The sequence below is a fragment of the Labilibaculum euxinicum genome (genome assembly GCF_963678175.1).
Taxonomy (GTDB): domain Bacteria; phylum Bacteroidota; class Bacteroidia; order Bacteroidales; family Marinifilaceae; genus Labilibaculum; species Labilibaculum euxinus.
The window spans coordinates 499210-513211 of the sequence record NZ_OY782756.1; the positions used below are offsets into that span (position 1 = coordinate 499210).

At 37.9% G+C, this 14002-nt stretch carries 9 protein-coding genes; 7 read left to right on the top strand and 2 right to left on the bottom strand.

All coding sequences use genetic code 11. The annotated features are described in order from the left end of the window. Positions 1–283: 283 nt before the first annotated feature. The 7 genes from ACY0M5_RS02225 (at position 284) to ACY0M5_RS02255 (ending at position 12057) form a co-directional block, all read left to right on the top strand. Entirely contained in the window at positions 284–1276 is a 993-nt protein-coding gene (locus ACY0M5_RS02225; protein ID WP_461630674.1) for a dihydroorotate dehydrogenase-like protein, read from the top strand. Positions 1277–1591: 315 nt separating this feature from the next. Further along, complete coding sequence (gene amaB / locus ACY0M5_RS02230) at positions 1592–3124, top strand: L-piperidine-6-carboxylate dehydrogenase (protein WP_461630675.1); 1533 nt, start codon at positions 1592–1594, stop codon at positions 3122–3124. Positions 3125–3304: 180 nt separating this feature from the next. Further along, the gene (locus ACY0M5_RS02235) at positions 3305–6067 is read left to right on the top strand and encodes a hypothetical protein (RefSeq protein ID WP_461630676.1); all 2763 of its coding nucleotides are present in this window, start codon (positions 3305–3307) and stop codon (positions 6065–6067) included. A gap of 168 nt (positions 6068–6235) precedes the next feature. Next, a complete protein-coding gene (locus tag ACY0M5_RS02240; protein ID WP_461630677.1) occupies positions 6236–7909 on the top strand; it encodes a hypothetical protein in 1674 nt (557 codons plus the stop codon). Between the two features lie 18 nt (positions 7910–7927). After that, the gene (locus ACY0M5_RS02245) at positions 7928–9400 is read left to right on the top strand and encodes a DUF5723 family protein (RefSeq protein ID WP_156194844.1); all 1473 of its coding nucleotides are present in this window, start codon (positions 7928–7930) and stop codon (positions 9398–9400) included. A 640-nt stretch (positions 9401–10040) separates the two neighbouring features. Continuing rightward, the gene (locus ACY0M5_RS02250) at positions 10041–10286 is read left to right on the top strand and encodes a DUF4834 family protein (protein ID WP_124993410.1); all 246 of its coding nucleotides are present in this window, start codon (positions 10041–10043) and stop codon (positions 10284–10286) included. Positions 10287–10503: 217 nt separating this feature from the next. After that, positions 10504–12057: a glycine--tRNA ligase gene (locus ACY0M5_RS02255; protein ID WP_461630678.1), complete on the top strand. Its 1554-nt coding sequence runs from the start codon at positions 10504–10506 to the stop codon at positions 12055–12057. A gap of 165 nt (positions 12058–12222) precedes the next feature. Here the strand turns inward: ACY0M5_RS02255 and ACY0M5_RS02260 are convergent, their stop codons facing one another. Together ACY0M5_RS02260 and ACY0M5_RS02265 are read right to left on the bottom strand one after the other, a co-directional pair. Continuing rightward, positions 12223–13029: a hypothetical protein gene (locus ACY0M5_RS02260; protein ID WP_461630679.1), complete on the bottom strand. Its 807-nt coding sequence runs from the start codon at positions 13027–13029 to the stop codon at positions 12223–12225. A gap of 10 nt (positions 13030–13039) precedes the next feature. Continuing rightward, entirely contained in the window at positions 13040–13612 is a 573-nt protein-coding gene (locus tag ACY0M5_RS02265; protein WP_461630680.1) for a hypothetical protein, read from the bottom strand. Between the last annotated feature and the right edge of the window lie 390 nt (positions 13613–14002).

Sequence of the window (14002 nt, forward strand, 5' to 3'; positions counted from 1 at the left end):
GATCCTTGCAAAACAGGCAAACATCAGATGTACTGAGCTTCATTTGATTATCACATACAAACCCCTGCCGTTTTATTTCCTCCGGCAACAACATCGAAGAGAAAAAGTGGGTTAATATTGAAAAAAGAAAATGCAATTCTCACTTTACACACAAAAACAACTTGGCAATTCACATCAGGATTCTCTATATTAGCATAAAGATTATTGATTTGTTATAATCTGTTTGCAAAACTACATTTGAGTAAACAAAATAAACACAAAACATAAACTAAAATTTTCTGACATGCCAAACTTAGCCACCAATTATCTTGGATTGGATTTAAGCAGTCCTATTATAGCTGCAAGTTCGGGTCTCACCGACTCTATTGAGAAATTAATTGAATTGGAAGTTCATGGCGCCGGAGCTATCGTTCTAAAATCCCTTTTCGAGGAAGAAATAATCATGGAAATGGATGAGAAAATACTTGCCATGACCAGTCGTCCGTATGTATATCCTGAAACTTTCGACTATATGGATGAAGATCCTCAGGAAGATACCGTTCGTAAATACCTAAGACTGATAAAAGAAGCCAAAGCAGCTGTTTCGGTTCCAATTATTGCGAGCATTAACTGTGTAAGTGCTCAAAAATGGACTTATTTTGCCCGGGAAATTGAAAAAGCCGGTGCCGATGCTTTGGAAATCAACTTATTTGTTCTTCCTACGGATATGAACAGAACCGGTGATGAAAACGAGCAGATTTACTACGATGTTCTTAAAACTGTAAAAGATCAGGTTGCCTTGCCTATTGCCTTAAAAATAAGCCCGTATCATTCCAATCTGGCCAATTTAATCAAACGGCTTGATGATATGAATGTGGATGGAATTGTAATGTTCAATCGCTTTTACAGTCCTGATTTCGACATTCATAATTTAAGCGTAACCAGCGGACAAATATTGTCGGGACCTGATGATTACAAGAACTCTTTACGATGGACAGGAATCATGTCGGAACGGGTAAAATGCTCTATTGCCGGCACAACAGGTATTCACACATCCGAAAGCATTATAAAACACCTGCTTGCCGGTGCCGATGCGGTTCAATTGGCTTCAGTACTATACAAAAACGGCCCCGAATACATCGATGTTCTATCGAAAGAAATTTATGCATGGATGGAAGAACATGGATTTAAGAGCATTCGTGATTTTAAAGGCAAAATGAGTCAGTCTAAATCCAATGATCCGGCAGCTTTCGAAAGAGTACAATTCATGAAACAATTCAGAAACTTCGTGATGTAAAATGCAATTTCTCAAATTATAATTATCAAAATCATCAGAACCCGAATCACAGACGATTCGGGTTTATTTTTGCTTTACAAACAGTCATTCATATGATTATAATTGTATGTTTTTGCCATATGGAACTTACCCTGCTGAGAATAATCATCTCCCTGTGTGTCAAAATGACTTTGGCATGGACGTTTCATATGATATAAATCATAGGGAAAATGCCTTACAATCATTATCTTGTGAATTGCGAATTTAAAAAATTGAATGCTAACCCCTTTTTGGTGGATATCCGCACTTCTGCCAAAAGACAAATCATACGAAAATATGAAAGATTTTGGAGTTCAGGAAACACTAAAACGCCTTGGCATTGATCCAATTAACGAAGGAGTTTCGACTGGTACGAATTGGTTCGATTGCAACGGTGCAGTAACCGAATCGGTTTCTCCCATTGATGGATCTGTAATCGCAAAAGTGAAAAATGCCAATGCCGCTGATTACGAAAAAGTGCTGGAAACTGCTCAGGAAGCATTTAAAGTGTGGCGAAAAATACCGGCTCCAAAACGAGGCGAAATAGTTCGTCAGATTGGCAATTCGCTCCGCGAGGCAAAAGATGATCTGGGGAAATTGGTTAGCCTCGAAATGGGGAAAATTTATCAGGAAGGATTAGGCGAAGTTCAGGAAATGATAGATATCTGCGATTTTGCAGTGGGCCAGTCAAGAATGCTTTACGGATTTACCATGCATTCCGAGCGTCCGGATCATAAAATGATGGATCAGTACCACCCGCTGGGAATTGTAGGCGTAATTTCTGCTTTCAACTTTCCGGTTGCTGTTTGGGCATGGAACGCGATGCTGGCAGCGGTTTGCGGCGATGTGATTATCTGGAAACCCAGCTCGAAAGTGCCTCTGTGTGCTCTGGCTTGTCACAACATCATTCAAAAAGTACTAAAAGACAACAATGTACCCGAAGGTGTTTTCAACTTGGTAGTTGCAAAATCATCAGTAATGGGTGATAATTTTATAGAAGACAAACGTGTTCCGTTAATTTCCGTTACCGGATCGACAGCCATAGGCAAACGGGTTGCCGAAAAAGTAGGTGCCCGATTGGGAAGAACCATTGCTGAATTGGGTGGCAACAACGCAATAATCATGGCTCCTTCGGCCGATTTAGACATGGCCATTCCGGGAATTGTATTCGGATCGGTTGGTACTGCCGGACAGAGATGTACCTCTACCCGACGTCTGATTATCCACGAAAGTATTTACGAGGATGTGAAAACCCGTTTGCTGCATGCATACAAACAGGTGGAAGGTAAAATTGGCAATCCGTTGGATGAAAAAACATTGGTTGGCCCCGTAATTGACAGCGGTGCCGTAGAAGTATACAAACATGCCATTGCTGAAGTAAAAAAGGCAGGCGGTAAAATTGTTTACGGCGATAAAGTACTGGATGGTAATTTTGTGGTTCCTACCTTCTGCGAGGTTGAAAATCACTGGCAAATTGTTCAGGATGAATCATTTGTTCCGGTTCTATACATCATGAAATACAAAACCCTCGACGAAGCCATTCATTTGCACAATGATGTGCCGCAAGGTTTATCCTCATCGATTTTCACCATGAACATGCGCGAAGCTCAAACCTTTATTTCTGCTATTGGAAGCGATTGTGGAATTGCCAATGTAAACATTGGAACATCAGGAGCTGAAATTGGCGGTGCTTTTGGCGGCGAAAAGGAAACCGGCGGCGGACGTGAATCGGGTTCCGATTCCTGGAAAACGTACATGAGAAGACAAACGAATACCATAAACTATGGCGTAGACCTGCCATTGGCGCAAGGAATTAAATTCGATTTTTAGACACAACACACCAAACACTTACGATTATTTAAAAGCAAGTACCCCGGCAATCGTCGGGGTATTTTTTCAGGGGTTCATTCAAGCCTTTTCTTTGCTGCAAAGATATCGTACACATAATTTTTTAAACATTCGATAAATTGCTATTTTTGATCAATCACTTTTCCACGCAACCGACCAAATATGTTGAGAAAAATTTTAACCTACCTACTAATTCTTTTGCTTCTGACAATTACCGTTTTAGGCTATCTATACCTTCAAAAACAACGCGAATACAAAGGGATAGATCCTTTCTCGGCCATTCCGGTTAATTCCGAGATGATTATTCAATTTGAGAGTCTGGAAGATTTAATCACCAAATTGGAGAACAATACCGGTGCATGGAAAGAACTGAGCAAATTCGATAAAATTGCTGACATCAATAAAAATCTTCAATTTATAGACAGCCTGATCAGTCATTTTGATTCGGAAGGCACTTTATCTTTGGATCGGTCGTTTACCATGGCGAGCCATTTGCAGGGTAAAAATGAAATTGAATACCTGTACATTCTTCCGATTACTGATTATCTGGAAGAAAAGAAAATTAAAAATGCCATCATTAATTGGGTTGGTTTGGACAGATCGGTTTCGGAACGAAAATACCACAACACAACATTATATAGTATTCCGCCTCAAAACCCAAAGGATAAAGGAATTCACTTTACCTTTTCGAAAGGATTATTTATTGCCAGCAGATCGATGTTACTGCTTGAAAATTCGGTGTTGCAGCTAAGTACTGAAAACTCCATCTGCAATTCAAAGGGCTTTGAACAAATTCGCCGTACAATCGGCAAAAATGTGGATGCCAACATCTTCCTGAACCTCAAAACCTTTCCCAAGCAGGTTTCCTTATCTCTCGATAAAGATTACAGCAAATTTATACGAAATTATACCAATTTGGCGAACTGGACAGAGCTTGATCTTAGTTTCAGAAATAAAATAATTTTGCTAAACGGATTTACATACAGCGATCCTCAGCAAGGCAACCTGATGAATCTGTTTCTTCAGCAAGAACCAGTTAAAATGGAAATGGAATCGATGATTCCATCGAGTACCAGTATTTTAGCCATACTGGGTATTGATGATGCTCCTTTACACAAAGGGAAATACCGGAAGTACCTTGATCAGATGGGGCAATTATCCGAATATCTGAAAAATATTAACGACGTAAAAAAGAAAACCGGAGTGGATTACGAAGACGCAATCTATTCTATCATCTATAAAGAAATTGGCATTGCTTTTACCGAAGGCCAAACCAACAAACGCTTCACCATAATACGAACTAAAAGCGCCAGTATTGCCAAGGAAAAAATGCTGGAAATGATTAATGGCAAGGCAAAAAAAGAACAACGCACTCTTGCCTATTACATGCGCACTTATCATCTCGACAAGGAAACCAGCTTCGATATTTTCAGATTGCCTGAAGACCAACTTCCGGAAAAGCTTTTTGGAACCTTCTTTGCCGGCGCCTCATCGGCCTACTTCACTTTTATCGATAATTACTTGGTGATGGGACCTGATATCAGCTCTCTTTCCGAATTTATTAAAGAATCGGTTCTGGGTAAAACCCTCAATACCAATCAAACCTATATGGAAAACAAAGAGTTTCTGTCCAATAAGGCGAACTTTTATTTTTATGCTTCAACACCCAGAGCAAACTCATTTATTTCGGGATTCCTAAATACCGGTTTGCAAAAGGAAATTCAAAACCACAAGCAGAGCGTAAATAAATTTCAGGCTGTCGGCCTGCAATTAAGCTCGAACAGAAATCTGATTTACAACAACTTATTCATCGAATACGATCCGATACTGGAGTTGGCTCCTCAAACCGAATGGGAATCGAGGTTGGATACCTGCTTTGCTCACAAACCATATTTGGTTCAGAATCATTACACAAAAGAGAATGAAATTTTGGTTCAGGATATTAATAATCAGCTTTATCTTTTAAATCCTTCGGGACGTGTGTTATGGAAAAAAGCTTTGGAATCTAAAATTGTTGGGCCAGTTCAGCAAATTGATCTATTTAAAAATGGCAAACTACAGTATCTGTTTGCCACTAAAAACAAGCTTCATTTGGTAGATAGAAATGGCAACAACGTGGGGAATTACCCGATAAAGCTGAAATCTGAGGCTGTTCGGGGTGTTTCTATCTTCGATTACGACAACAACAAAAATTACCGGTTTTTCATTCCCTGCAAGGATAAAAATATTTATGCTTACACGAAAGATGGCAGGACTCTTACCGGTTGGAATCCGGCTAAAGCTGAAAATGAAATTAATTGCGAAATTCAGCACTTTCGGGTAAAAAACAAGGACTACATTGTTTATGCCGATCAATACCGCATTTACATTCTAAACCGCCGTGGCGAAGAAAGAATCAGATGTAAAGAACAGTTTTCAAAATCGAAGAACAACCCATTCTTTTTGGAGAAATCTGTTGGAAATATCAGCGACAGACTGGTGACAACGGACATAAATGGAAACATCTACTACTGCTATTTTGATGGAAGCATTGAGAAAAAAACATTCACACAACTATCCGATTCACATTTTTTTACAGCTGCTGATATTGATACGGATGGCAGAAATGAATATCTGTTTGCTGATTATAACATCCTTAGAATATTTGACGATTCGGGAAAACAAATTCTCGAGAAAAAGTTTGATTCCAATATTAGCTTCCGACCTAATGTTTACAGCTTTTCGCGGAGAAACATTGAAATTGGAATTTGTCTGGAAGATGAGAACAAGATCTTTCTGATTGATAAAGAGGGAAATAACCATGAAGGATTTCCTCTTAAAGGAAATACGGAATTCTCAATCGGCTTTTCAAAAACCGGTGATAAATCCTTTAATCTTTATGTAGGAGATAACCGAAACTTCCTTCTCAACTATTCCGTACAATAATTTTTTGTCATCAATAACGAAATATTCATGCACCAAAATCAATGCTCTGCACAAACTATTGATTTTTTAGGATTTACAATTAGAGCCTAATAATTTATCATAGCATTATTAGGGTTTCAAATGCTTTGTTCGGTGCATTCTATATAAACGCATATAAATAAAACAACTATGATATTAAAACTTAGATCCCTAATTCCATTCTTGCTTGTCGGCATTTTAGCCATTTCAATGCAATCCTGTTTTAACGGAGACGACTACGACTTCGACAAGCTTTCCGATAAAATAGACTGGACACCCAATATGATTGTTCCGGTTGGTTACGGAACCTATTCATTGTGGTATTTACTGAATCAACATGAGGCAAACCCTGCCGATCAAACCATTACTCTTGATGCGGAAGGCATGCTGCACATCAAATACATGGAGGAAGATATTTTTTCTTACAATATTGATGAAGTGCTGAACTTTCCCAATCAATCTGCCTTGGATCTAAGTTATACATTGCCAAATTTTGGTGTTGGCCTTCCTTATTCAGCTATTGCCGGATTAGGCTTAAGCGCACAAACAGATCAAATTCAGATCATCACGGGCAACACGGACGTTAAACTTTATGAATTGGATTTGGATGCAAACATTCGATTTGCTTTAACAAATCCTTTAAATACTGAAGTTGATATCACCATTGAAATTCCGAACGGAACACAAAGCGGAATTCCAGTTAATCAGACTTTTACATTAGCTCCAAACGCAATAAATCAAATTGAAACCTTAAATCTGGCAAACCTAAATTTAGCTTTCAACACACCATACACTACCAATAATGATATTGACATTACTTTTGACATTGATATTAAAGACAATGCCAGCCATATAATTAGCAGTACTGGTGATTTGGGAATTAACCTAACTGTTCAGAACATCAATTTTCAATTGGCCAAAGGTGATTTTGGAAATCAGATCATTACTCTCGATGCCGGAAACTTTGACATGAATGTTGATTTTTGGGATGATATTGAAGGTGATTACCAATTTGCTGATCCCCGCATTAATCTTATCATGGAAAACTCGGTTGGAGTTCCGTTCCAAATTAATGCCGACATTACCGGCTATGCATCGGATGGAAGCAGTGCAGCACTTAATCCGGATGCATTGCAACCTGCCTATCCTGATAAAGTATCTGCTACAAATCCGTTAACGATCGATGCAATATCAGAAACAATAACCTATGACAAAAGCAATTCCGGTATTGTAGATTTAATGGCTCTGCCACCATCAGACAGATTGGAATATTTTGGAAATATTGCGTTAAATCCAGCTGGAGCCATTGCTCCAACTCCAACAACTCCAAACATCATCAGCAACAGTTCTGCAATTAATGTAGATATTGAAATTGATGTTCCTTTGGATTTTACGGCTACAAATCTGATGCTTAGAGATACAGTAAACGACATTGACATTAGCGATGCAGATAAAATTATGAATGCTGCCGTGGTTATCGTGACTGAAAACGGTTATCCGCTCGACGTAACAATTGATAAAATTTACTTTACCGATGCTGCTTACCATGTAATTGATTCCATTTCAGACAATGGAGTGATTGATGCTGCAACGGTATTTACATCTGGTGCCAATATCGGTGAAGTTGATCCTGCCTCAGTAAAAGAGGTCGAGCATAAAATACAATTAAACCAAAGTCAGATAAAAAACCTGAACCAAACCAAAAACCTAATTATAAACGCTGGCGTAAGTACCGAAAATGATGGCGTTCCTGTAAAACTTAAGGGGGACTACGAACTAAAATTCACTTTATCTGTTCAGGCTCAAATCGATCTTAATAACTAAGCACCCAGACACTCCACTATGATTAAATTTATATACAAAACATCTATAGCAGGATTGATATTTCTGTTTTTATCTGTTTCGGCTTCAGCCCAAAAAATGAACAACACTTTGTATTTAATGCAAAATGTTCCTCAGTCAAATCAGTTGAATCCGGCAATTCAACCCGAATGCAAAGTATTTGTTGGATTTCCGGCGCTGAGTTCAATTTATCTGAATTACAGCAACAGCAGCTTTGCTTACAGCGATATAATTAAAGATGGTACAGGAATCCGAAAAGATTCTTTAGTTGTTGATATCAATAGCTTTCACGATGCATTGCAAACAACCAATTTTGTGTCGCAGCAATTTGAACTGACTCTTTTTGCCCTCGGAATACGCGCAAAAGATTACTTTTTCACACTGGATGTGATTGAAAAGGAAGATTCCCGTTTCAGTTTCGATCAGGAAATGGTGACATTTTTGAAAGACGGCAACGCCTCATACAGAGGAAAAACTGCAAACTGGGGCGGACTGGGATTGGATGCAAGTTACTATCACGAAGTTGCTCTGGGTGTATCGAAAAAAATAAACGACAAATGGACGGTTGGTATCAAAGGAAAAATGCTGTTTGGTATAGCCAACATGCACATGGAAGATTCCGACATGTCCGTATTCACCTCTGCTTCTGGTAACGAGATTGTTTTAAATTCGGAACACCGTCTTCGTGTTTCCATGCCAATTAATCAAATCGGTTTGGATGCTGACGGATATGTGAACGACATTGACATTGATGGTGATGATTACGATGCAGATTTCTTCGCAAACACCGATAATAAAGGTTTTGCCGTTGATTTGGGTATGACTTACCAAATGGATGAAAAAACCCGCTTATATGCAAGTATATTGGATATTGGATCGATTAACTGGAAAACGGATGGTCATGAATTCTCTCAAAAAGGTTCATTTACCTGGACAGGAGCCGACTGGTCGCAATCGGGAAATTCAAAAGATCCAAACTACAAAGAAATTGAAGATGTATTTGATGATTTAACAGACTCAATTGCTGACGAATTTCGCGTGACAAACGGAATAGATTCATACAAAGTTGGACTGCCTGCCAAAATATATTTAGGCGGAACACACGACCTTAACAAAAGAGTGAATGTAGGTGCATTAAGCAGAACCGAAATTTTTAACGGTAAAATTCAATCGTCATTAACACTCTCAGCCAACGCACGTTTTTTCAGAAATCTTAGTACTACATTGAGTTACTCGGTGGTAAACCATTCGTACAACAACGTTGGATTTGGACTAGCTGCGAAATTGGGTCCTACACAGTTTTATGTGGTCAGCGACAATGTAATGGCGGCCATTAAACCAAATACTGCTCACTTGGCAAACATTCGTTTCGGAATTAACTTTTTGTTTGGTTGTAAGGACAAAACAAAGAAAAAAGATTCCTGCTCTTTCGAGGATGAAATTAAAAACAAGAAGAAGCCATTGTACAAATAAATAAAACGATTTTTTTACTCCAATAACGGAGAGTTTACATCAATTTGAATTCGAGACTGCCTTGCGGGGCAGTCTTTTTTTTGATATTAATAAGGATGTTACACCAACTTAATAAGTCTGAAACCCGCGCGCAGGCTAGGTGATTATAGCGCAGGAAGGGGTAAAATGCTGCAGGAAGGATGGGTTTACCCGCAGAATTACCTATTTTGCCCGCAGGGCGTATTGTAAACCCGCAGATTTAACTCATTCTGCCACAGAACGTATTGATTTGCCCGCAGAAGGGTATATAAAGCCACAGATTTCACTGATTGTACCGCAGAACAGAATTTTTTGACTCAGAGAAACAACAACAGAACATAGGACGGACAATTCCTGTCAAAAAAAAACAATTTACCACAAAGAAAAAGTTCATAACTTCCCGTTATTTATTTGGTTATAAAACATTAGAACCAAGCGACGAGAGGAATTTCACCTGATAAATGGTACCATGCGTTAGGGATTGCAGTGGAAACCCCGCAGCGAAGAATGAGCGAGGAGTTGCAGCGAAAAGCCCGCCCGAAGGGAACGCCCAAAAGCAAATGCCGAAGAACATCAAAAAAAAAAATGAAATGCTTATATTTGCCTTTCAAAAGAAAAGAATATGGCATTTATCAAATTTATAATCATAGCTGTTGGGATCTACTACATATTAAAGTGGATTTTGAAGGCAGTATTCCCGTTTTTGGTGAAGAAAACCTTCGATAAAATGCAGGAACAAGCCAAGCAGCAACAGCAGCAAACAAGAAAAGAAGGTGAAGTAACCATTGACAAACCATCGGGTAAAACAGGCGATCCGCACAAAAAAGATGTGGGCGACTATGTTGATTTCGAAGAAGTGGATGATTAAATGGTAAGCGAATAGCTATTGGTAGTTGGCCTTTAGCTTTTTAACATTCCACTCACCTAAATTTATTATTCAAAATATCTATAAAAACGCTATAAATTAATTGGATGTAAATCCATTGAATCGTATTTTTGCCTTTCCTTTTTGGAAATTATACAATGCTAATAGCCAATGGCTAAAAGCTAATAGCTTAAAAAATTAACCTCAAAATATAAGATTTATGGCTCAGGAAGATGTTTTCAAAAAACTGGTAGCTCATTGTAAAGAATACGGATTCGTGTTTCAATCATCGGAAATTTATGATGGATTGAGTGCCGTATATGACTATGCGCAGCTGGGAGTTGAATTGAAAAACAATATTAAAAAATACTGGTGGGATTCAATGGTGAAACTGCACGAAAATGTAGTGGGTATTGATTCGGCTATTTTTATGCATCCTACTATTTGGAAAGCTTCGGGCCACGTTGATGCTTTTAACGATCCGTTGATTGACAATAAAGATTCGAAGAAACGTTACAGAGCTGATGTTTTAATTGAGGATTTGCTGGCCAAGTATGAAGGCAAAATGGACAAGGAAGTTGCCAAAGCAAAGAAAAAATTTGGCGAAAGTTTCGACGAAGCTCAATTTCGTGAAACCAATCCTCGTGTATTAGCAAACAAAGAAAAGATGGATGCTGTACATACTCGTTTTGTTGATGCTTTAGATAAAAATGATCTGGATGAATTGAAGCAAATCATTATTGACAATGAGATTGTTTGTCCTATTTCGGGTTCTAAAAACTGGACAGATGTTCGTCAGTTCAACCTAATGTTCTCTACCGATATGGGTTCTACTGCCGATGGAAGCAGTAAAATTTATCTTCGTCCGGAAACTGCACAGGGTATTTTCGTTAACTACCTGAATGTTCAGAAAACGGGTCGTATGAAGATTCCTTTCGGAATTGCCCAGATCGGAAAAGCATTCCGCAACGAGATTGTGGCACGTCAGTTTATTTTCCGTATGCGTGAATTCGAACAAATGGAGCTTCAGTTCTTTGTTCGTCCGGGTGAGGAAATGAAATGGTTCGATGCCTGGAAAGAAACCCGTATGAGCTGGCACAAAGCGCTTGGTTTTGGCGAAGAAAAATACCGTTTTCACGATCACGATAAATTGGCTCATTACGCCAATGCAGCTACCGATGTTGAATTTAAATTTCCATTCGGATTTAAAGAGGTAGAGGGAATTCACTCCCGTACCGATTTTGATTTAAGTCAACACCAAGAATTCTCAGGTAAGAAAATTCAATATTTCGATCCTGAATTGAACAAAAGCTACGTTCCTTATGTAGTTGAGACTTCGATTGGAGTTGACCGTATGTTCCTGCAAATTATGTCGGAAGCATACGTAGAAGAAAAGATTGAGAAAGAAGATGGTAAGCTTGATGAGCGTGTAGTACTTAAATTACCTCTTGCTTTGGCTCCGGTTAAGCTTTGTGTAATGCCTTTGGTGAAAAAAGACGGCCTTCCGGATAAAGCCCGTGCAATTATCAACGACCTGAAATTCGATTTCAACTGTCAGTACGACGAAAAAGATTCAATTGGTAAGCGTTACCGTCGTCAGGATGCCATTGGTACTCCTTTCTGTGTAACTGTTGATCATCAATCTTTAGAAGACAACACTGTTACCATTCGTCATCGTGATTCGATGGCACAAGAACGTGTTGAAATCTCAAAATTGTATGATATTATTGAAGATCATGTAAGCATGAAAAAATTATTCAAACAATTGAAATAGACAGATGAGATGTTAGCCTTTAGATGATTTGCAAGGTGTAAATTACAAACTCTGGATTAACGGAACGAATCAACTAAATAGATAATAAAATGGCCATTCTTTTGCAGGATGGCCATTTTTATTATTTAAAACAAATCATCATATGACCACATCGTCAAAGAAATTCTATTTCTTGAAATATAACTTTACACCCATTCTAACATTCACATATACAAAATCATAAAGTCGATCATTCGGATTAATCTCCTCCTGATAAACAACATTACCTTCCACCCATTCCTCAATACTTACTTTCCTGTACGTCCTGCTTTTGTTAGTTCCGGTAATTTGAAGGGAAGCGAACGGAGCAATAGGGCGCCGTCTGTTCTTCGATGGATTAGGCAGCCATTCCAATTCAATTGAGCCACCATAAACAAAGGATGGTTCTAACTGATAGGTATCTGTTTTTCTTGCCCGAACATTGGAATCATTGTTTCTCAAAATTATACTTGATTCAGTATTCTTAGAACTAGTGATAACACCTCCAAGCATTGTTCCCTGACACTTTAAACGGCCAAAAATCGTTTTTTCATAACCAAATCCACCCAAGTAGCTGTAAACGTTAATATCATCAACATATGAACAATCAGAATAATTCTCAACATTATCAAATTCGTAGTTATGTCCATCCCAACTCCCTTTTAAGTTTACAAATACTTTATTCCACACAAAATACCGCAGGTCAACAGATGCTGACCTAGTTAAAAATTCAAACTTGATATCTAGATTTTTATATTGAACAAATACCCCCAAAGTTACTGATTCCTGATTATATGAATAAATGTCTTCTACTTTATTGTTTTGTAAAATCTCCTGAATTTTTACCTGAGAGCTTAAACCCCATTTCAGATCCGTTTCCTGTGCACTTGAAACAAGAGTGTGTACCAACAACAACAATATCATGGCACTAATCCTTTTATATTTATTTAGCATGATAATCAATTTATGGGATAAGGGTTACACGAAGTTGATCATTGAAGGTTTTATTGTTTTTTAGGGTCAAATCAACCTTAAAAGCAAGCGTGATGGTATCGCTTATCAAAGCCACTGCTTTAGGAGCCAATTCAGTCTGATTGGTAAAATACAAATATGGTTCGGAAGATTTTGTAACACCTGCTTCAACATATTGTGCTATTGTTTGATACAAATCTTCAGTATAATAATGTTCTCCATCATCCATCAAAAAAAACCTGCTTACATCATCATTTTTTGCAATCCCGGCATACAATCCGTCACTAAGCACACTAACCTTTATATCAGTAATTTCACTTACCATTTGCGGATTAAGTCCATAATCCTGAGCATACTCATTGTCAGATTTCAGTTTCATCATTATAACAAATTTGTCAGCTGAAATAGTATCGCCTTTATCCCTATAGTAATAATCATTCCTTAAAGACAGCTCAACTCCATCCACCTCATATTCCGGACCATAAGGTTCATTATCACCATCACTGCACGAGACACTTAATCCGTAAAGCAAAGTGATACTTACAAGTAAATTTCTAATTTTCATGTTTTAATAATTTGGTTTAGATTAATACTATATCAACAAATACAACATAAAATATTATTGAAATATACTAAAAAAACATATTAAATACGACATGGTCAATTAAACAATTGCTAAATTATTATACGAAACAAATCACAATACTTACAATTGCTTTAGATATGTCTTAACAATAGATCGTTAATTTCAGATAAGACTGCACTATTGTTCTAAACAACCTTTTAAAATCAATTTTGTTATAAGTAAAATACAATACCTAAATGAATCATCCTGATAAAAAGAAAATACCTATTCAAGTCCAAATTGCTTTTCTCTTTAGTGAAGAAACAATTGTAAAATATTAAGTGAAGCACAGGGCAAAATTGTTCTGTGCTTTTTGTATTTTAGGGGCGG